Source organism: Acinetobacter sp. ANC 5054, assembly GCF_002135295.1.
Lineage (GTDB): Bacteria > Pseudomonadota > Gammaproteobacteria > Pseudomonadales > Moraxellaceae > Acinetobacter.
Map to the genome: position 1 here is coordinate 24,600 of NZ_NEGG01000010.1, position 20,327 is coordinate 44,926.

Genomic DNA, 20,327 nt, shown 5'->3' on the forward strand with positions numbered 1-20,327 from the left:
TCACTTCTATTTCAAAAAATTATCGATTTCATCGCCAAGCCATCACGACTGCAGCTTGCAGATTGATGCAGCGCGCTTTAGGGAAAAATGGAAAGGTTAAATATGAATCTTCAATTTAAGCAAAATTCATTGGTACTGGCAGTTAAAGCTGCGGTTCTGTCACAGCTGTGCTGGGTGCCGTCAGCCTTCGCTGAAGCTGCAGTTAAAAAATTGGAAACCATTACTGTTACAGCACCGCAAGCAGCTGATCAAGAAAAAAATACTGTTGCGCTGGAAGGTTTTGGCACAAAAGAACTGAAGAAAGCAGCGGCTTCAATTACCGTACTCAATGCCAAATTGCTGGAAGATCAGCATGCGCGTATTTTAGCAGATGTCGTAAAAAATGATGCCTCTGTCGGGGACAGTTATGCGCCGATTGGCTATTACTCAAATTTTGTATCACGTGGCTTTACGCTGGATTTAGGATCAAGCTACTTGTTGAATGGCAATGTGGTGCGCGGGGAGCAAAACCTATCTTTAGAAAATAAAGAGCGGGTGGAAATTCTAAAAGGCATTTCGGCCATTCAAAGCGGCATGTCTACACCCGGCGGTGTGGTTAATTATGTGACTAAGCGCCCGAAAGAGGTGAAAGCTGCCAGTGTGAATGTCGATGAAAACGGTCAATTCTCGATAGCGGCGGATGTTGGTGGTTTTGCAGGCAGCGAGCAGCAGCTGGGTTATCGTGTGAATTTGGTCGGCGAGCAGATCAACAGTTATGTCGATCATGTGGGCGGTAAACGCTATATGGGTTCATTGGCGCTGGATTGGAATGTGACAGATCAGTCTGCATTGCAGTTTGATATAGAGGCGCAGCGTCAGCAGCAGCGGTCTGTTCCGGGCTATCAGCTGCTGGATGGCAAAGTGCCGCAAAATGTGCAGCCAGAGCGTTTGCTGGCTTATCAAAGCTGGGGCAAGCCCGTCACTATGGACAGCATTAATAGCAGTTTAAAATATAGCTATGCCTTGAATGATCTTTGGACAGCAAATCTGGTGGGCGCTTACAGCCGAGTCAAAATTGATGATTACTCCACATTTGCATGGGGCTGCTACAGCAGTGTTTGCCAGTACAGCGGTTTAGGCAATGGCTTTGATGCCAACGGCAATTACGATATTTATGATTATCAAAACCCAGACGATACCTATGTTACTCGTCAGCTAAAAGCACAGCTGCAAGGGCAATGGTCATTGGCCAATACTTTGCATCATGTAAATCTAGAGTTGGGGCAAACCGATAAATCGCGTAAACGTTCTGACCGTGTCAATGAATATATAGGCGTGGGGAATATCTATGAAGATACCATTGATTTTGCCCCGACGACTGAACAAGTCGGCTCACGCACCAAGGCGCTGGACAGTTCTCAATGGGCCATCACCGCTTCTGATCGAATCGAATTTGGAAAGCAATGGTCAGCGCTATTGGGCGGTAAGTGGATTCATTTGGATGAGCAGGCCTATAGCCGTAAAGCCGTGCAAACCCGTGACACCAATTTAGATAAATTCCTGCCGCAGCTGGCATTAAGCTACAGCCCAAACGATGATGCAACTGTATATGCATCTTATGCAAAAGGTCTATCGGATGGCCGTTCTGCCGCATGGTATGCAGAAAATGGTGACGATATCTTGGCGCCAATTCAGTCTGAACAGTATGAATTGGGCTATAAACAGCAAATTAACCAGTTCCTTTTCACTGCGGCCCTGTTTGATTTACGTCAGGACAATCAATATACCGCTATAAATCCTGCGGATGGAAAATACTATTTTATTCAAGAAGGCGAACAGCAGAGCCGAGGTGTAGAACTTGGACTGTCGGGTAATATCACACCGCGACTGAGCATGAACAGCAGCATGGCATTTACGCGTACACGTTTAGATGGTGTATCCAACCCAGATTATGCAGACCATCAAATGCAAAATGCACCAAAATTCCGTATCGCCAGTTTTGTTACTTATGATCTGCCGCAAGTAGAGGGGTTAAAACTGATGGCAGGCGGGCGCTATAGCTCGAGTAAATTTGCTAACCGTGAAGCCACAGCCAAAGTGGGTGGTTATAGCGTATTTGATGCTGGCGCAGCCTATGCCTTCAAATGGAATAAAACCGATGCAGAGCTTCGCTTAAATGTAGACAACCTATTGAATAAAAAATATTGGAGAGATGTAGGGGAATCGGATGGAGATGGTTATATGTTCCTTGGCGCACCGCGTACAGCCAATTTAGCCCTTAAATTGAATTTCTAAGCAGGTATCAAATATGTCTCATTTAGAAATCGCCGCTTTTATTTTAAATGTATTGGGTGTTTGGCTCACATCAAAACAGTATCGCATTTGCTGGCTGGTGAATATTGTCGCGGTGATTCTCTATATGATTTTGTTTTACCAAGTGCATTTATTTGCAGATGCCGCGCTGCAAGCTGTATTTGTCATTATGCAAATTTACGGTTGGTATAGTTGGTCTAAAGCCACTGTAGATCGGCCTTTGTGCGCTGGCTATATGCAAAAGCCAATTATGCTCAAAAGTATTGCAATTGGTGCAGTAGGTGGTGTGTTTCTGGGCTTGCTATTTTCTGTCTATACCCAAGCTTCCTTACCGTGGCTGGATTCGATGCTGGCATCATTCAGTTTGGTGGCGAGCTATTGGGCAGCAAAAAAATATATAGAAAGCTGGGCCATGTGGTGCATTTTAGATGCCATTTATGTGCTGATGTATGTGTATAAATCCCTCAATCTTACTGCGTTCTTATATTTCCTGTTTATTTTGTTGGCGCTGAATGGCTGGCGGATGTGGAAGCAGCAATGGAAAGCCGAACAGCAAAATGCCGTGTTGCTGTAATGACATTAAAACGATTGAGTGATGAAACTGAATAATTAATTTATGAACCAAGTGAATTTAGGCGAGCCATTGGAAAGCGAATCCAGTGTGCTGTTTAAAGGTGAATGTGAAGATGAACATGAAAAAAAACAGCTTAAATTTTGTGCTGTCGTCAATCGCAATTTTAGGTGCAGCACAGCTTCAGGCAAAAGAAGCGCAAAGCTGCACTGCAGTACAGCAATATGGTATGAGCCTGAAATTCCAAAACCGCTCTGCAGAAGTACAAGCGCTGCAGCTGCAAGCTTTTAATATTGCAACACATCGTTTAAAAGAAATTTTGCAGAATCATCCAGATGCCAAAAATCTAGCGATTGTCACAGATTTGGACGAAACCGTATTAGACAATACTGATGTTTTTGTAAATGACTTAAAGCGCTGTGAAGATTATACCAACTGGAAATCTTGGGATGCGTGGGAACAGTCAGGGCAGCCTAAGCTGATTTCTGGTAGTCTAGATTTTCTGAATTATGCCAATCAGCAAGATGTGAAGATTTTTTATATTTCCGACCGTGCTGAAAAATACCGTGCATCGGCAATGCGGATGATGAAGCAGTTGAATCTGCCGCAGGTAGAAAGTGATCAAATTTTGCTGTACGGCACATCTAAAGAACAGCGCCGTCAGATTGCTGCCAAAGACTATGAAATTGTGCTGCTGCTTGGGGATACTTTGCATGATTTTTCCGATGCATTCAGTAATCATCAAACACCTGTAGAGCGGGCAAAAGCTGTGGCAAAGAATAAAGAAAAATTTGGTGAGCGTTTTATTGTGCTGCCCAATGTCAGCTATGGTGCTTGGTCAGAAGCTAAATAATAAGGCGGAATTTTTTATGGCCATTTTACCTGTTGTAGATGAATGACGATGGAACCTATGGATGCAACAAATTTAAAATTGATTATTTTTAATAGTTTTTTGGGAGCAATAGCCAATAATATCCGTGCAATTGCATACGATTTTACGAGTGACACCATTTTAATATATGGGTATTTGGATGTAGTTCCTGAAGAGGATGATTTTGAAATCATAGATAATGCTGTGACTGAAATAATGTCATCCTGTCCAGAGTTTTTAAAACAGGAAATAAATTTAAAGCAATCTAATCAACCATTTGGGAAATTAAATTCTTATAAAGGGTGGGTTTTTTGTCGTTATGAAGAATAATTTTGGATCAAACAATGAGCCAACATAATTTAGTTATAATATTGATATTAAAAAGATGAAAATAAAAGTCATAAAAAAGATTTAAATTTTTTTGAATGTCAATGTGGCAATGCTTGGGCATACACTAATGCAAACTTTGAAATAGACAAGTTTTTAGAGCTTTGTTCTAACTGAAGCGCGGGGATCAAGAAATAGAATTACTTTATACCCATTACTACTCATCACCACTGGAAATAGTGAACACGTATGAAATGCTACTCAAGAGCTAATGCTTTCAGTACGCAGCACCAGCTCTTGGAAAAATTGGTATTTAGCAACAGAAGCCTAAAGACAGCTGTTTAGAAGTGACTGCTAATCTTCATCGTCCATAGCATTGGAATAAAATTTCACGCCAAGTTTAATGCGATCGCGTCCTTGGCTCATGCGCCAGCGGTTGGTATCACGCAGTGAATATACACAGCCGCAATATTCTTGCTGATAAAACTCTTCATTTTTACTGATTTCCAGCATACGAACGGCGCCACCATTTTTACGCCAGTTATAGTCCCAGTAGCTAATACCTGAATAATGTGAGGCAGAGCGATGACCGCAATCATTAATCTGCTTCATATTTTTCCAGCGTGAAATACCCAATGAACTGCTGATCAGGCTAAAACCATGTTCTGCTGCATATAGTGCGGTGCGTTCAAAACGCATATCAAAACACATGGTACAGCGAATGCCTTTTTCAGGTTCATTCTCCATACCTTTAGCGCGCTCAAACCAGTTGTCAGTATCATAGTCACAGTCAATAAAAGGAATATTATGCTTTTCTGCAAAGCGGATATTTTCCTCTTTACGGATTTCATATTCTTTGACGGGGTGAATGTTGGGGTTGTAAAAGAAGATCGAAAAATCGATACCCGATTCAATCAATGTTTCCATGACTTCCCCTGAGCATGGCGCACAGCAAGAGTGAAGCAGAAGTTTGTCATGACCATTGGGCAATGTCAGTTTTTGGCGTTCGAGTTTGTTCGACATAAAATAATAAGGATTAATTCTAAACCTTATATTCTAGCAATTCATGGTTGTGCTGCTGGTCAAATACGCTGATATTTTCTAAGCATGAGATGAAGTAGATTCAGGTTGTTGGCTTAAAAATTGAATCAAGCCTGAAGATTTGTCCAAATTATTCTTTTTTAATCTGTTTATTCCATTCAATCTGAAAATCATGCGCCAATTGATCTAATCGGGTTTCCTTGAGATTTTTGATGAGAATCTCTTGTGCCTCAAAAAAGGCATGATCAAGTGCTCGATTCACGACGAGTTCGACCACACAATTTGGTTCTGAATGCTCATTTCCAATTGCAAAAATTGAAGGTTCGCCAACAGCAAGATAAATATCATATAAGGAAATTTGGTTTAATGGCTGAATAAGTGTCCAACCGCCACCAGGGCCTTTTTCCGAATCAACAAATCCGTGCTTTTTTAATCCTGCCATGGTTCTACGTACCACAACCGGATTTGTTGCCAGCATTTCAGCAATGTAGTCTGAGGTGAAAGGTTTATTTTCACGCGCCATATGTAGCATCACATGCAACATTCGTGAAAGTTTACTATCTTTACGCATGGCGAAATTTATCATAAGAGTGATTTTATAGATTGTAACATTAAAAGTTCCGTATAAACTTCTAGAATGATATAGTAACTTTTAAAGTTACATAATATTGAGTTTGAAATGAATTATGAAGTTGTGATCATTGGTGGTAGTTATGCTGGACTTTCTGCGGCTCTACCTTTGGCGCGTGCGCGCCGCCGTGTTTTAATTATTGATGCAGGGCAGCGCCGCAATCGATTTGCAGAACATTCTCATAACTTTTTAACGCAAGATGGGCGTTCACCAAATGCTATTACTGAAGATGCTAGAGCACAATTGAAAAAATATTCAACTATTTCATGGTTATTGGAAACAGTTACGGATGTAAAAGCTACCGCAGGGAAATATTCAGTCATTGCAGGTGAACAGCAGTTTCAAGCAGAAAAAATCATTATTGCCACAGGGTTAAAAGATGAATTACCGCAAATAGAAGGCTTAGCAGAACGTTGGGGTAAAGCTATTTATCATTGTCCATATTGTGATGGCTATGAACTGAATTTAGGTAAAATTGGCATGCTGGCATCAGGAATGCATTCACTACAAACGGCATTAATGCTGCCTGATTGGGGCAATACGACCTTATTTTTAAATGATGCAGTTCGTGAAGATCAACTCGATGATGAGCTATTAACTAAACTTGCGCAACGTCAAATTCGGATCGAAACACGCAAAATTGACCATATAGAAGGCCATTGTGATGTTGTCTTTGTCGATGGTGAGAGCATTCGTTTGGATGGATTATTTGTTTCTACAGTTACGCGGTTTCAATCAAACTGGATTCATCAATTAGGTTTAGAGATGGACTGCAATGATTATAGTGAAACCATTAAAACTTCACCGACCAAAGAAACAAATGTGAAAGGGATTTATGCCTGTGGTGATGTGACTCGTTCAGGTGGTTCAGTTGCATTATCGGTTGGTGATGGCGCAATGACAGGTATTGTGGTGCATAAGTCTTTAATTTTTTAACTGTGTTTATTGCTGGAACACGAATTTAGTAAGTATCTGATGAGAAATTCAGATACTTACATCTAAAAACTATTTAGGTGCACTCTAATTTCAACGTGTATATGAGCTAAAATTCAATTAATAGTTTTGATCTTTTCTCATCTCAACATGAGCTAAATTCATTTTGAATAAATTTTAAGCTTCATTCCTAAGTATGTTTATATGGATAAAGCTCTATTGAAAAGAATGATTTAATTTAATGTTTTACAATTAATTTATAACTATAAAAATTTAATAAAGCATTGTTGTATAAGTAATTTTATGGTTTTTTAAAGATCCTTGTTAACGAAGTCTACTTGCTTTAATTTTACTCAGTTGAGTGATTTTCATTGGACTAAAGCCATCAAAGTGAATTTTACTCACTTTGTGTTGAGACTAAATCATTTTTATTCATCTTAGAATTCACGTATAAATTGCTCCATACAGAAATTTTGATTTATTTTTAGATATTAGGGCAGTGAAGATCATGAGTAATAAATTTGCATGTTCAATTAAAAAAATTCGTTTTGATGAGAACTACGAACCATCAAATAACACACGCCAAACAACAAACTTTGCCAATTTAGCACGTGGTGAACACCGTGCAGAAAATTTGCGCCGTACATTGGCAATGATCAATAACCGCTTTAACACGTTGGCAAGCTGTGATAACCCAAATGCAGATCGCTATTCACTTGAAATTGATATTATCTCTGCTGAATTAGATGTTGAAGGCAACGGTCAAACTTTCCCATTTATTGAAACACTGAAATGTACTGTCATTGACCATAAAACCAATGAACGCATCGAAGGCATGATTGGTAACAGTTTCTCTTCTTATGTACGTGACTATGACTTTAGCGTGGTACTGCCAGCACTAGGTTGCAAGTTCAATGAAAAGCCAGAAGACTTTGGTGATCTACACGGTAAGCTATATCAACACCTTGTAAATTCAGAAGTCTTCAAAGCTGAATTTAAAAAACAGCCTGTAATTTGTTTAAGTGTTTCAACCACTAAAACCTATTACCGTACTGCCAATGTTCATCCAATCTTAGGTGTGGAATATACCAATGATGAACATTCACGTACTGATGATTATTTTGCAAAAATGGGCTTAAGCGTTCGTTATTTCAAACCTGAAAATGCAACTGCACCATTGGCATTCTATTCTGAAAATAACTTGTTAAGCGACTACACAGATTTTGAATTGATCAGCGCGATCAGCACCATGGAAAGTTTCCAAAAAGTGTACCGTCCTGAAATTTACAATACCAACTCTGTAGCAGGTCTGGTATATCAACCAAGCTTGAACTATCAAGATTTCTCACTGACTCAAGTGGTATATGACCGTGTTGAACGTGGTCAATTGGCAGTAAAACAGGGTAAATGGACTGAAGAAAACTTCATTAAGCCATATAAAGACATTCTTGATGAATGGGCTGCTAATTTCAGCGTTGAAAATGCCGCTTAATCGCACAGTTTGATTTAGACACTAGATTTCTTGCATATGCAGTTCATAACGAATGAAGCATGTGCAAGAAATTGATTCTTTGTAAAAAATTTAGAGATAGAAGATTTAAAAATGGCACTTGTACAACCAAAATTGCTACTCCCAACGTCAACAGCAGGTAGCTTACCAAAACCATCTTGGCTTGCAGAGCCAGAAAAGCTTTGGTCGCCTTGGAAACTTGAAGGCGAGCAATTGCTTGAAGCAAAACAGGATGCTTTACGTTTGTCATTGCAAGAGCAAGTGCATGCAGGCATTGATATTGTTAGTGATGGTGAACAAACCCGTCAGCATTTTGTGACCACATTCATTGAACATTTAGATGGCGTGGATTTCGAGAAACGCGAAACTGTACGTATCCGTAACCGTTATGATGCGAGCGTTCCAAGTGTTGTAGGTGCTGTAAGCCGTCAAAAGCCAGTATTTGTCGAAGATGCGAAGTTTTTACGCAGCCAGACCAATCAGCCAATTAAATGGGCTTTGCCTGGTCCAATGACGATGATTGATACGCTGTATGACGGTCATTATAAGAGCCGTGAAAAATTGGCTTGGGAATTTGCCAAAATTTTGAACCAAGAAGCGCGTGAATTAGAAGCTGCAGGCGTAGACATCATCCAGTTTGATGAACCTGCATTTAACGTATTCTTTGATGAAGTGAATGACTGGGGCGTGGCAACTCTAGAACGTGCGCTTGAAGGTTTGAAATGTGAAACTGCGGTGCACATTTGCTATGGCTACGGTATTAAAGCCAACACAGATTGGAAAAAGACCTTAGGTTCTGAATGGCGCCAATACGAAGAAGCGTTCCCGAAACTGCAACAGTCTAAAATTGATATCGTGTCTTTAGAATGCCAAAACTCACATGTACCAATGGACTTAATTGAATTGATCCGCGGTAAAAAAGTGATGGTCGGTGCGATTGATGTGGCTACAAACCAAGTGGAAACGCCTGAAGAAGTAGCGAATACACTGCGTAAAGCATTGCAATTTGTGGATGCAGACAAGCTTTATCCTTCTACTAACTGTGGTATGGCGCCATTGGCTCGTGAAGTTGCACGCGGCAAATTAAACGCATTAAGCGCAGGTGCAGAAATTATCCGGAAAGAGCTTTCTGCTTAATTTTTTAATTCGTATAAGAGCATGGTGTGTTCGATCTCTTGGACACACCATCCCACTTCAAATTTTGTTAAAACGCATTAGATCATTTGCCTAAGGTCGAAATCATTAGGCAGGTCAACATATAGGAAACATGCAGTTCCAAACGAGGGACTGAGGAATAAAGTGATGATTCAAGCTACAGACTTTAAAAATGCAATGTCATTGTTAACAAGTGCGGTCAATGTGGTGACAACTGCAGGAATGTCTGGCCGTTATGGATTTACTGCATCAGCGGTATGCAGCGTCACTGATACACCTCCAACTTTATTGGTTTGCATGAATAAATCATCACGTTCACATGAACATTTTATTGAAAATAAAATCTTGACAGTGAATGTATTGGCTGCTGAACATGAGCACATTTCAAATGTATTTGCATCGAGTAAATACGGTTCGGATGAGCGTTTTAGTCAAGGCAACTGGACCACACTAGAAACTGGATCGCCTGTGTTTGAAGAAGCTTTGGTGAGTTTTGACTGCGAGATTGATCAAATTCAGGAAGTGGGTACGCATAGCATTTTTATTTGCCGTGTAGCTGCAATTCAAAAAAGTGAACAAGATCAAAGCCTCGTGTATTTTAATCGTGCTTATCATCAAGTGGGCCAAGTTGAAGAAGCTTAAATACTTTTGATCATGTTTTAACGAAAACTTATTTAAAGACAGTATATTGTGGAATTAATCATTTTCTTGATCATCGGCGCCTTTGCAGGATTTGCCGCTGGACTTTTTGGTGTGGGCGGTGGAACGATCATCGTGCCATTGTTATATGTGGTCTTTACTCAAATGGGTTATAGCCCTGATGTGATCATGCATTTGGCGTTAGGAACTTCATTGGCCACTATTGTAGTGACATCTATTAGCTCGACGATGGCGCACAATAAAAATGATGCGGTGATCTGGCCTATATTTAAAAATCTGGCTCCGCCGATGGCGATTGGCTGCTTTGCAGGTGCGGGCATTGCAGGCATTTTATCTGGCACACATTTACAGCTCATTATTGGTGTGTTTTTGCTTTGGGTGTCTTACACCATGTTTACGGGTGCAAAAAAAGCCGTGGATACCAGTAAGCCTTTGCCGTCTACAGGCAAACAAATCGGTGCGGGCGCTGGGATTGGTGTAGCTTCTGCTATTTTTGGCATTGGTGGTGGTAGCTTAACCGTACCGTATTTAAGTCAAAATGGTCTGGTTATGCAAAAAGCCGTGGGAACTTCCGCAGCGTGCGGTTTACCCATTGCGATCGCAGGCGCTTTAGGTTTCATGTTCTTTGGTATGAAAGAGCATATTGATGTACCGAACACCATTGGCTTTGTACATGTTTATGCCTTTTTAGGCATCAGTGTGATGAGCTTTGTGACAGCTAAATTTGGTGCTAAAACTGCTCATGCGCTGTCGCCAGCAGTGCTTAAAAAATGCTTTGCTGCCTTATTGGTGGTGATAGGGTTGTTCTTCCTGTTTAAGGGCTTCAATTAAACTCTCAGCAAAGCATCATTAGTAAGTTAATAAAGCTCACAATCTGTGGGCTTTTTTTCTTTAAGCTAAAGGTTTGTATAAGCAATAATATTTCTTTGATATTGAGAAGGGGCTATGTGAATTTTAACTCACAATCAAGGTAATAATGAAAAGTTACTTCTTCTTTTGAGATGAGGAGCATGCTCTGCTAGTGGATGAGTGTTGATTGTTCATATAAATCCTCTCCCTAACCCTCTCCTTTAAAAAGAAAAGGGAACATCCATTGTGAAATGGATAGTGGTAAATATTTAATTTATACGAGATGTATAATATCTTGTCAAAAATTGATAAATGGATCAGTAATATCTCAAGATTAGAAAGTTAATGTCCTAATAAATCCTTAACAAATCAAAAGCAAACGTAATTCATTATGCTCTACAGGTGCTCTATGCACACAAGGCAGAACCTGTTGTTGTGGATGATCCACCGCTAAACGCCATAAATGACCTAGGCCCAAATTTACAGGTCTGGCATCAGGCTTAAGCTGATAATGCAGATCGAAATAATATTCTTCCAAAAATCCTGCAAACTCAGCGTCAGTACCTTCGTGCAAGGCTTCGAGCTGTTCACGAATTTCAGGAATTAAAATCTTTTGTTCTACTTGCTCATTCGGCACGATATCGCTTGCTGCACCGTAATAGGTACATAAAAAGGTGTCGGTCGCAATGGGAGAGCGATCAACATGAAAAGAATAGACATCTGTGGAAATGAAATCCAATTCATCATCCCGTTCATAATTTTTTAGTAAATTCAGTGAAGGTGATGCACCAAAATCAGCGAGCAATTGCATATCTTGCAAAATGATTTCTCTAGCGAGATTGCCCTGTTCAGACAGTGTTAATGCTAAAAGATCGTCACGAGAAATTTCTGTAATATTTTCAATTAATTCAAGTTTATTGACGATTTCTTTAAAATCTCCAGCCAAATTTCTAGGCCAGCATAAAGCATTCATTTTTCCTTGAAACTGTGTATTTACCAGTTCAGGAAAGGTTGAAACTAAGCCAATTTGCTCGTTATTTAACAAGGGATTATGCATAGAAAATAAAAATACATCAGAAATCATCTCGTATCATACACCAGTGCATAGGCTGTGATATGAAGTACATTCATGCATTCGGAATAATTTTGAAAGACAAGAAATCTGTATACAAGTTGTAAAATGCTGGTTTTATGATCAGTAATTCAGTTATAAATATATTGAAAATAAAAATATGATGTACAACGCAATAGAAATATATGAATCAATCACTTAATGAAATTTAGGAGTTGATATGAATAGTTTTGTTGGCAATCCGGAAGATCATTTAAAAGATGTCATTGTGAATTTGCTTAATCAAGCGGATATCGAGATTAACGGTGATCGACCGCATGATATTCAAGTGCATAATCCAGCGTTATATAGTCGAATCATACAAGAAGGCTCACTTGGTTTGGGCGAAAGCTATATGGATGGCTGGTGGGATTGTGAAAGGCTAGATATCTTCTTCTATAAAATTTTACGTGCACAGCTCGATAAGAAATTTCCTAACAACTTAAATAATATCATTCGTGTCGCAATCGCGAAATTTCGGAATTTTCAATCAAAAAAAAGGGCATGGATAGTAGGTGAAGAACATTATGATTTGGGAAATGATTTATTTGCCTTAATGCTTGATCCGTATATGCAATATTCCTGTGCCTATTGGAAAGATGCAGAAAATCTAGAACAAGCACAACAACATAAACTGGATTTAATCTGCCGTAAGTTAGATTTAAAACCTGATATGAAAATACTTGATATTGGTTGCGGTTGGGGCGGTCTTGCGGCTTATGCCGCCAAAAATCATCAGGTTTCTGTTACGGGTATTACTATTTCCAAAGAACAGCAAAAATTAGCGCAAGAACGCTGCGATGGTTTGGATGTGAAAATATTATTGACGGATTATCGGGATATTTACGATCAATTTGATCGCATTGTCTCTATTGGGATGTTTGAACATGTGGGCCCTAAAAACTATGACACTTATTTTAAAGTGGTGCAAAGAAACCTCAAGCCGAATGGCTTGTTTTTACTGCATAGTATTGGCTCTAACTCAACCATGCTAAATGGTGATGCTTGGACCAGTAAATATATTTTTCCAAATGGTTGTTTACCGTCAATTGAGAATATTGCGCACCATAGCAGCGGTAAATTTGTGATGGAAGATTGGCATAATTTTGGTGCCGATTATGATTTAACGTTATCAGCTTGGTATGCACGTTTTCTTGAAATTTGGCCGCAAATAGAATCGAATTACAGCCTGCGTTTTAAACGCATGTTTAGCTATTATTTAAATGCCTGTGCTGGCGCTTTTAGAGCTAGAGATTTGCAATTATGGCAAATTGTATTTACGCCAGAAGGCCGAGATGGCGGGATACGCGTAGCACGGTAATTTAAATTAATCAGTTGGAATGGCTAAATTGTTAATCTTGCGTGGGTTGATAATGGTGAATGGAACCGTAGGTTCATATGCCTAATTCATCTTGATTACTGTACTTAAGTATTGCTTTTTTTGCAGGAAGATAATTTTGAGCATTAGTTGTTCTAGAAAAGCACAATCACCATTAATTGTTCTTGAAATGGAAGCGGATAGTATCTCAAAAGAATTTCTATACTTAAATAAAAACACATTCAGTATTGTCAAAGCCTTGACTTTGAAGTGACTCCAAACCTTATAATTAGCGAGCTAAATTTTAATTGCTATGCTGATGCGTTCTACTACATGGATTACAGTCTTGGTTGGATTGTTCATGTTCCAAAGTTTTTGGAATGTGGCTGCGGCCTTTTGTGTCCATGAACAGCAATCTCAATTACAGCAGAGTTATCATTTTGGTCATCACCAAAATACTTTATGTGTAAGTGATAATCATCAATACGATCATCATGAACAGTCAGAAAACAAAAAAACAATCAGTAATGATTTAAAAATTGGTGAAGATCATCAAGATCATTTGCCATCCATGACACATTTGATTGTACAAAATGAAAAATTTGATGTGGTTCATCCTAACTTTGAAGTAGAAGTGGATCCTCAATTTCATTGGAAAAACAGCTATCAGCCTCCTGACTTATTTCTTCAAAGTCCACCTCCCGAATTTTCCCCGCTAATGGTGGGGTAGCCTAAACATTCCCACCACTTTTATTATTTAAATAAGTGGGAAAATCATGTCTTTAAAACCGATGGCGTTCATACGCCACAGTCTAGTTGCATGCATCATGCTGGCATCTCTACCAGTGAGCTATGCTGAGACTGTAACTAGCTTTGAATCTGCATTCGCCAAAGTACAAAGTTATCAATCACAAAATGAGGTCTGGCAGCAAGGCCAGAACATTTCTGATCTCAATATTCAACAAAGTCGTCTATTGCAAAATCCAAGTTTGAATGTGGAGCAGTCTGGATTTGGTTCAGATCAGGAAAAGGAACTCAGCATTGGGATTCAACAACCCTTGGACCTTTTTGGTGAGCGTAAGTTAAAACGAAGTATCGCCAACATCTCGAATCAGCAATTACATCTTCTGCAAGAATTATGGAATGCACAAAGTGAACTTATTGTGAAATTCGCATGGTCACAATTGATCGTCGCTGATGTCGAACAGTCTATGTATGCATCCCAACGCTCTGTCAGTCAAACCAATTTGGAGAGTGCTCAAAAGCGATATCAAGCGGGGAGTATTGCTTTAGTGAATTATGAGCGAGCACAAATTGAAGCATTAGAAATACAACGACTACATCAGCAAGCCATTTTAAACAAGCAATTGGCACAGCGACAACTGACAAATTTATGGGGTGATACATCCTCAGATGTCCAACTGAATTCTTCATCTATACCTTGGCCAGAGCAAAGTACTCAAACCGTGCAGAACAACATATCTGAGGGTTGGCTTGAAAAGTTATATGCCTTGAATACGCAACAATCGAATCATCAAATTGAAAATTTAAGGTTAAAAGCTCGTCCTAATCCCACGCTAAATGTTGGAATGAGGCAAACTCAGGCACCAAATGAAAATACGGATACTGCTCTTGTATTCGGTGTTGATATTCCAATCAATATTTTTAATCGCCAGCAATACACCATTCCAATGGCTCAACAGCAACAACTCTTGATGAATCAACAGCAACAGCGCGAACTTAAGCAACAAATTCTTGATATCGCCAATCAGATGCATCAATTGAAAGCTTTACGTAAGCAATTGGATTCAACGACTTCTCAGATTGATTTGGCGGTTAATGTTCAGCGTCGTACATTGCAAGGTTTTCAAGCGGGCAAGCTTTCAATCACCGATGTTCAGCAATCAACAACTCAATTGCAGAATATTCGATTAGGTCAATTAGAAATTTTAAAACAGGCATGGCGTATTGCACTGACTGCTGAAGCACTCAGTCTAGGTCTTAGTATTGAAGATATAAGCCGTTCAGACGCTTATATGCAACTGAATAAAAAAACGATTGAAGCAACTCAAAATTTAATGAATGAGGGAGCACTATAAAATGTTCGTCAAAGAAAATGGAAAAATATCACAGTCTCTCATTATTTCAATTTTGATTATTGTCACGCTCTTGATCAGTCTCTCAATCTGGTGGAGTTCCAATAAGACTCAATCGGATGAACACGGTGATGAAGCAAAGAATACAGAACATCATGATGATGAGTATGGAAAAGAAAGTCACGAAGATGGGCATGCAGATGAAGGTGAAATCACACTTACAGCACAGCAAATAGTAGAACAAGGTTTGAAAGTTGATCTAGTATCAACTGGTCTGGTTGAAAAAGTCAGTATATTGCCGGGGAAATTGGTAGTGAATACCGATCAGCAAGCCCATGTGTCACCCAATTTTAGTGGTCATGTCGAGCAAGTGAAGGTGGCTTTAGGACAGAATGTAAAACAAGGTCAAACTTTGGCTATGTTAACAGTCCCTGAACTGATTGATCAACAATCAAGTTTACGAATAGCGCAAGCGAATCTCGATTTGGCTCGTCAAGATTATCAACGGGAGCAAACACTTTGGTCTCAAGGAATTTCAGCAAAGCAAGATTACCAACGTGCTGAAAATGCCTATCGTCAGGCTCAAATCAGTGTGCAATCCGCACAAGCTCGGTTAAGGGCATTGGGGGCAGATGGCAATCAGAATGGGCATTTCTCGATTAAGGCGCCAATTTCTGGGGTGATCAGTCAGAAGGATATTGTTGTTGGTGAAAATGTCCAATTGGCTGATCAGTTGTTTGTGATTGAACAGTTAAACGATCTTTGGTTGGAGTTTAATGTGCCAAATCAGTTCTCAAATCAAATTCAAGCTGGGCAAAAAATTCAATTTAAAGTGAATGGCTCAAATGAAAATTATTCTGCCATTGTACAAAGCTTAACCTCTCAAGCAGATACACAAACTGGTCGTTTAATTGTACGTGCAAAATTAGATGGGGAAGCCGCAGAACTACGTCCAAACGTCATGGTCAATGTTTTAATTTCAGAGCCTACAGCAAAATCTGTGCTGCGCGTCAAAAAAACGGCACTACAAACAATTGAAGGTGCAGATACTATCTTCATTGTGGAATCTGAACAGAAAGGACAGCTTCATTTAAAAGCACAAAAAGTACAACTCGGTCAGGCATCAAGCGATGGACAGTGGCTTGAAATTATTTCAGGCCTAAATGCAGGGCAGAAGTATATTGCACAAGGGAGTTTCTTGCTGAAATCTGAATTAGAAAAAGATGAGGCTGGCCATGAGCATTAATTCTGAATTACCAAAACCTGAAGGTTTATTTGAACGAATTATTCAGTTCTCAATTCAAAATGCAATTTGGGTCATGCTATTTGTCTGTACTTGGATTGCAGTTGGTATTTATAGTTATCAAAAACTCCCGATTGACGCTGTACCTGATATTACCAACACACAGGTTCAAATCAATACTCAAGCCAATGGTTTTACCGCACTTGAGGTTGAACAGCGGATTACCTATCCCATTGAAAATGCCATGGCAGGCATTCCAGATTTAGAGTTAACCCGCTCTATATCTCGTTATGGATTATCTCAAGTGACCATTGTTTTTAAAGATGGCACGGATATCTATTGGGCGCGTCAGCAAATTAATCAGCGCGTACAGGAAGTACAATCTGATTTACCTGCACAAATTTCACCAACCATGTCACCTGTTTCTACGGGTTTAGGGGAGATTTATCAATGGGTGCTTAAAGCAGAGCCAAATGCAAAAAAGGCTGATGGAACTGCATATACAGCAATGGATTTACGTGAAATTCAAGATTGGATTGTGCGTCCACAATTACAACGTGTTGAGGGGGTTGCAGAGGTCAATAGTATTGGCGGTTTTGAGAAAACCTACGTGGTATCTCCTGATTTAAATCGGATGCAACAGCTCAATATTTCATTAGAACAGTTGCAACAAGCATTATCCCAAAATAATGAAAACCGCGGTGCGGGTTATATTGAAGACAATGGACAACAATTGACGGTTCGTGTACCCGGTACATTGAACAATCTGAGTGATATTGAAAATACGTTAGTGAGTTCTCTGAATGGTAATCCGATACGTATTGGAGATATTGCAAATGTGTCCATAGGTCATGATTTAAGAACAGGTGGTGCAACCTACAATGGTGAGGAAACCGTTTTAGGTATTGCCATGATGGCAATGGGAGAAAATAGCCGAACTGTATCGAAAGCTGTGAATAGGAAGATTCAAGATATTCAACAGAGTTTACCAAAAGGTGTCGTCATTGAAACCGTGTATGACCGTACAACCTTAGTTGAAAAGACAATTCAAACTGTACAGAAAAACTTAGTTGAAGGGGCAATCCTCGTCATCATCATTCTGTTCCTGTTTTTAGGAAATATCCGTGCTGCTTTAATCACAGCCTGTGTTATTCCACTTTCGATGTTGTTTACTCTAACGGGCATGGCACAACAAAATATTAGTGCCAATCTGATGAGTTTAGGTGCGCTTGATTTCGGTATTATTGTGGATGGTGCCGTAGTGATTGTCGAAAACTGTATTCGTCGGCTAGCTCATGCACAGCAACAATTAAAAAGACCACTGACACAGAATGAACGCTTTAGAGAAGTATTTTTAGCAGCTCGACAAGCGAGACGTCCTTTGATTTTTGGTCAGCTCATTATTTTAGTTGTATACCTACCGATTTTTGCTCTAAGTGGTGTTGAAGCAAAAATGTTTCACCCTATGGCACTGACAGTTGTTTTGGCATTGGTTGCTGCCATTATTTTATCTATCACCTTTGTACCTGCTGCAATTGCGTTATGGGTGAAAGGAGAGATCAAGGAAACTGAAAGCCGGTGGATGACATGGCTCAAAGCGAAGTATCAACAAACTTTGGATCTCGCTTATCAATATAAAGCATCGGTCTTAACTTTTGCGATTTGCTTATTGGTGATTACAGGTTTACTTAGTACTAAAATTGGCAGTGAATTTGCACCACAACTCAGTGAGGGCGATTTTGCAGTACAGCAATTGCGTTCACCGAGTACAGGCTTGGAAGAGTCTTTACGTATACAGGAAAATACAGAAAAACTGTTATTGAAAAAATTTCCTGAAATTAAAACTATTTTTGCCCGCACAGGAACAGCGGAAGTTGCAACAGATGTCATGCCACCGAATATTTCAGATGGCTATATCATGTTGAAACCACGCGATGAATGGCCAAATCCTAAAGAAACCATTGCTGAACTTCGTTCTCGCATGGAAACTTATCTAGCAACAATTCCCGGAAATAATAGTGAATTCTCACAACCTATTGAGCTGCGATTTAATGAATTAATCTCAGGTGTTCGAAGTGACGTAGGGGTGAAGATATTTGGCGATGACATGCAAGTGTTGAATGTTGAAGCTGCAAAAATATCGAAGGTCATTCAACAAATTTCAGGCAGCAGTGCAGTCAAAGTTGAACAAACTTCAGGCTTACCTTTGCTAAATGTTGAAATTAATAAAGCAACAGCAGCGCAATATGGCTTGAGTGTGAAAGCAATTCAGGATGTAGTTGCAGCAAGCATTGGCGGTCAAAGTGTAGGAGAATTTTTAGAAGGAGATCGTCGTTTTGATTTCATTATTCGCCTAAATGATCAGGATAGAAGCGTAGCAAGTGTCTCTAATTTGCCACTTCAGCTTCCGAATGGAGGTAATATTTTATTATTGGATGTTGCCAAAGTCTCTACCATTGAAGGGATTAACCAAGTGAGCCGTGAAAATGGTAAACGACGCGTGGTGATCACTGCAAATGTGGAAGGTCGTGATTTAGGATCGTTTGTTTCCGAGGTACAGACTCAACTTCAAGAATATAAATTACCAAGTGGGTATTGGATTGAATATGGCGGGCAATTTGAGAATTTAGCCTCGGCTAAATCACGCATGCAGATTGTGATTCCACTGGCTTTAATCATCATTCTTATTTTATTGATGGCTGTTTTTCACAATATCAAAGATAGTCTGCTTGTCTTTACAGGAGTGCCATTTGCTTTGACTGGAGGCGTGTTGTTGCTTTGGCTTAGAGATATTCCACTGTCTATGTCGGCAGGAATTGGCTTTATCGCATTGTCAGGGGTTGCTGTACTCAATGGGCTAGTCATGTTGACTTTTATTAAGGAGTTAAGAGACAAATATTCATTACATGAAGCAGTATGGCAAGGTGCAATTTTACGTCTCAGACCTGTTCTAATGACAGCATGTGTCGCATCTTTAGGTTTTGTTCCAATGGCTTTAGCCACAGGTACAGGTGCTGAAGTTCAAAGACCGCTTGCGACTGTTGTCATTGGTGGAATTTTATCCTCAACCTTGCTTACTTTAGTGTTATTACCAGTGCTATATCGTTGGATGAATACACGAGATATAAAAATTGATAAAGGAAAGTAAGGATTCACAATCATAGTTTTTAAATGATGCTTAATTTTCCGTATTGATTTTGAACTAAACTTTTGACCGTATTATTTAATGCGGTCATTCTATTTAAAAGTGATTAAAACTGCTGAACTGTTTCAGTAATTAAATGTATGTTTAATAAATACTCAAATGAATGACTTAGATTGCTAAAATGATAACTTATAAAATAATAGGTTCATGGCCCTAGCTTTGAATACATTTAGTCTTACTAAAAAGGTCTTAAGAATAGATTTAATTTGTATAGGAAAGTGGTGGTAGTCCACCATTACCTAAAAGGTATCTACATAATCAGTGGCTATTCATAGCTACGATTTCTGTTTGGCTTTTTGGCGTAAGACATATAAATATAAGCTTTCTACTTTGTCACGTGCCCATGGAGTGGTACGCAAGAATCGCAATGATGATTTAACGCTTGGGTCTATACAAAAACATCTAATTTCAATTTTACGACTCAAACCTTCAAAGCCACCGTAGTAATCCAATAATTCATCCAAAATGTCAGCTAGTTTTTTGCCATGTAAAGGGTCATTGGAGCTGCTCATAA

At 39.4% G+C, this 20,327-nt stretch carries 18 protein-coding genes; 14 read left to right on the forward strand and 4 right to left on the reverse strand.

All coding sequences use genetic code 11. The features are described from left to right. The first annotated feature begins 102 nt into the window (after positions 1-102). The 4 genes from B9T33_RS10950 to B9T33_RS10965 all read left to right on the forward strand — a co-directional run bounded on the left by B9T33_RS10950 (position 103) and on the right by B9T33_RS10965 (position 4,064). Positions 103-2,274, forward strand: a complete 2,172-nt coding sequence (locus B9T33_RS10950; protein WP_086178941.1) for a TonB-dependent siderophore receptor — start codon at positions 103-105, stop codon at positions 2,272-2,274. A 13-nt stretch (positions 2,275-2,287) separates the two neighbouring features. Then, positions 2,288-2,866 (forward strand): nicotinamide riboside transporter PnuC, encoded by a 579-nt coding sequence (gene pnuC, locus B9T33_RS10955; RefSeq protein ID WP_086178942.1) that lies wholly within the window; start codon positions 2,288-2,290, stop codon positions 2,864-2,866. Positions 2,867-2,978: 112 nt separating this feature from the next. Further along, complete coding sequence (locus B9T33_RS10960; RefSeq protein WP_086178943.1) at positions 2,979-3,716, forward strand: 5'-nucleotidase, lipoprotein e(P4) family; 738 nt, start codon at positions 2,979-2,981, stop codon at positions 3,714-3,716. Between the two features lie 48 nt (positions 3,717-3,764). Continuing rightward, positions 3,765-4,064, forward strand: a complete 300-nt coding sequence (locus B9T33_RS10965) for a hypothetical protein (RefSeq protein ID WP_228145815.1) — start codon at positions 3,765-3,767, stop codon at positions 4,062-4,064. Between the two features lie 351 nt (positions 4,065-4,415). On the opposite strand, the gene B9T33_RS10970 is transcribed toward B9T33_RS10965, so the two are convergent. Next, positions 4,416-5,084 carry an epoxyqueuosine reductase QueH gene (locus B9T33_RS10970; protein WP_086178944.1) on the reverse strand — a complete coding sequence of 223 codons (669 nt, stop codon included), beginning with the start codon at positions 5,082-5,084 and terminating at the stop codon, positions 4,416-4,418. A gap of 148 nt (positions 5,085-5,232) precedes the next feature. After that, on the reverse strand, positions 5,233-5,673 hold the full coding sequence (locus tag B9T33_RS10975) for an Rrf2 family transcriptional regulator (RefSeq protein ID WP_086178945.1): 441 nt from the start codon (positions 5,671-5,673) through the stop codon (positions 5,233-5,235). A gap of 108 nt (positions 5,674-5,781) precedes the next feature. Here B9T33_RS10975 and B9T33_RS10980 point away from each other — a divergent pair, with 108 nt between their 5' ends. From B9T33_RS10980 to B9T33_RS11000, 5 genes are all read left to right on the forward strand, one after another. After that, positions 5,782-6,669: an NAD(P)/FAD-dependent oxidoreductase gene (locus B9T33_RS10980; protein WP_086178946.1), complete on the forward strand. Its 888-nt coding sequence runs from the start codon at positions 5,782-5,784 to the stop codon at positions 6,667-6,669. Between the two features lie 505 nt (positions 6,670-7,174). Continuing rightward, positions 7,175-8,158: a putative oxygenase MesX gene (locus B9T33_RS10985; RefSeq protein WP_086178947.1), complete on the forward strand. Its 984-nt coding sequence runs from the start codon at positions 7,175-7,177 to the stop codon at positions 8,156-8,158. Positions 8,159-8,269: 111 nt separating this feature from the next. Further along, positions 8,270-9,313, forward strand: a complete 1,044-nt coding sequence (locus B9T33_RS10990) for a methionine synthase (RefSeq protein ID WP_086178948.1) — start codon at positions 8,270-8,272, stop codon at positions 9,311-9,313. Between the two features lie 165 nt (positions 9,314-9,478). Continuing rightward, positions 9,479-9,973 (forward strand): flavin reductase, encoded by a 495-nt coding sequence (locus B9T33_RS10995; RefSeq protein WP_086178949.1) that lies wholly within the window; start codon positions 9,479-9,481, stop codon positions 9,971-9,973. Between the two features lie 48 nt (positions 9,974-10,021). Beyond that, positions 10,022-10,822: a sulfite exporter TauE/SafE family protein gene (locus B9T33_RS11000; protein ID WP_086178950.1), complete on the forward strand. Its 801-nt coding sequence runs from the start codon at positions 10,022-10,024 to the stop codon at positions 10,820-10,822. A 379-nt stretch (positions 10,823-11,201) separates the two neighbouring features. Here B9T33_RS11000 and B9T33_RS11005 read toward each other — a convergent pair whose 3' ends face one another. Further along, positions 11,202-11,897, reverse strand: a complete 696-nt coding sequence (locus B9T33_RS11005; protein WP_086179049.1) for a DUF1826 domain-containing protein — start codon at positions 11,895-11,897, stop codon at positions 11,202-11,204. A gap of 235 nt (positions 11,898-12,132) precedes the next feature. On the opposite strand from B9T33_RS11005, the gene cfa reads away from it, so the two are divergent. From cfa to B9T33_RS11030, 5 genes are all read left to right on the forward strand, one after another. Continuing rightward, a complete protein-coding gene (gene cfa / locus B9T33_RS11010; RefSeq protein WP_086178951.1) occupies positions 12,133-13,272 on the forward strand; it encodes a cyclopropane fatty acyl phospholipid synthase in 1,140 nt (379 codons plus the stop codon). A gap of 316 nt (positions 13,273-13,588) precedes the next feature. After that, positions 13,589-13,999: a cation efflux protein, CzcI-like gene (locus tag B9T33_RS11015; RefSeq protein WP_213033197.1), complete on the forward strand. Its 411-nt coding sequence runs from the start codon at positions 13,589-13,591 to the stop codon at positions 13,997-13,999. Between the two features lie 46 nt (positions 14,000-14,045). Then, positions 14,046-15,368: a TolC family protein gene (locus B9T33_RS11020; protein WP_086178953.1), complete on the forward strand. Its 1,323-nt coding sequence runs from the start codon at positions 14,046-14,048 to the stop codon at positions 15,366-15,368. A gap of 1 nt (position 15,369) precedes the next feature. Further along, positions 15,370-16,611: an efflux RND transporter periplasmic adaptor subunit gene (locus B9T33_RS11025; protein ID WP_086178954.1), complete on the forward strand. Its 1,242-nt coding sequence runs from the start codon at positions 15,370-15,372 to the stop codon at positions 16,609-16,611. Continuing rightward, on the forward strand, positions 16,601-19,756 hold the full coding sequence (locus tag B9T33_RS11030) for an efflux RND transporter permease subunit (RefSeq protein ID WP_086178955.1): 3,156 nt from the start codon (positions 16,601-16,603) through the stop codon (positions 19,754-19,756). The genes B9T33_RS11025 and B9T33_RS11030 overlap by 11 nt, the downstream gene beginning before the upstream one ends. Positions 19,757-20,088: 332 nt before the next feature. Here B9T33_RS11030 and B9T33_RS11035 read toward each other — a convergent pair whose 3' ends face one another. After that, entirely contained in the window at positions 20,089-20,325 is a 237-nt protein-coding gene (locus B9T33_RS11035) for a VF530 family DNA-binding protein (protein ID WP_086178956.1), read from the reverse strand. Positions 20,326-20,327 lie beyond the last annotated feature (2 nt).

Bases quoted from the DNA above. Each gene is read 5' to 3' on its own strand.
- B9T33_RS10950 (WP_086178941.1), top strand. From the start codon at position 103: ATGAATCTTCAATTTAAGCAAAATTCATTGGTACTGGCAGTTAAAGCT.
- pnuC (WP_086178942.1), top strand. From the start codon at position 2,288: ATGTCTCATTTAGAAATCGCCGCTTTTATTTTAAATGTATTGGGTGTT.
- B9T33_RS10960 (WP_086178943.1), top strand. From the start codon at position 2,979: ATGAACATGAAAAAAAACAGCTTAAATTTTGTGCTGTCGTCAATCGCA.
- B9T33_RS10965 (WP_228145815.1), top strand. From the start codon at position 3,765: ATGGAACCTATGGATGCAACAAATTTAAAATTGATTATTTTTAATAGT.
- B9T33_RS10970 (WP_086178944.1), bottom strand. From the start codon at position 5,084: ATGTCGAACAAACTCGAACGCCAAAAACTGACATTGCCCAATGGTCAT.
- B9T33_RS10975 (WP_086178945.1), bottom strand. From the start codon at position 5,673: ATGCGTAAAGATAGTAAACTTTCACGAATGTTGCATGTGATGCTACAT.
- B9T33_RS10980 (WP_086178946.1), top strand. From the start codon at position 5,782: ATGAATTATGAAGTTGTGATCATTGGTGGTAGTTATGCTGGACTTTCT.
- B9T33_RS10985 (WP_086178947.1), top strand. From the start codon at position 7,175: ATGAGTAATAAATTTGCATGTTCAATTAAAAAAATTCGTTTTGATGAG.
- B9T33_RS10990 (WP_086178948.1), top strand. From the start codon at position 8,270: ATGGCACTTGTACAACCAAAATTGCTACTCCCAACGTCAACAGCAGGT.
- B9T33_RS10995 (WP_086178949.1), top strand. From the start codon at position 9,479: ATGATTCAAGCTACAGACTTTAAAAATGCAATGTCATTGTTAACAAGT.
- B9T33_RS11005 (WP_086179049.1), bottom strand. From the start codon at position 11,897: ATGCATAATCCCTTGTTAAATAACGAGCAAATTGGCTTAGTTTCAACC.
- cfa (WP_086178951.1), top strand. From the start codon at position 12,133: ATGAATAGTTTTGTTGGCAATCCGGAAGATCATTTAAAAGATGTCATT.
- B9T33_RS11015 (WP_213033197.1), top strand. From the start codon at position 13,589: ATGCGTTCTACTACATGGATTACAGTCTTGGTTGGATTGTTCATGTTC.
- B9T33_RS11020 (WP_086178953.1), top strand. From the start codon at position 14,046: ATGTCTTTAAAACCGATGGCGTTCATACGCCACAGTCTAGTTGCATGC.
- B9T33_RS11025 (WP_086178954.1), top strand. From the start codon at position 15,370: ATGTTCGTCAAAGAAAATGGAAAAATATCACAGTCTCTCATTATTTCA.
- B9T33_RS11030 (WP_086178955.1), top strand. From the start codon at position 16,601: ATGAGCATTAATTCTGAATTACCAAAACCTGAAGGTTTATTTGAACGA.
- B9T33_RS11035 (WP_086178956.1), bottom strand. From the start codon at position 20,325: ATGAGCAGCTCCAATGACCCTTTACATGGCAAAAAACTAGCTGACATT.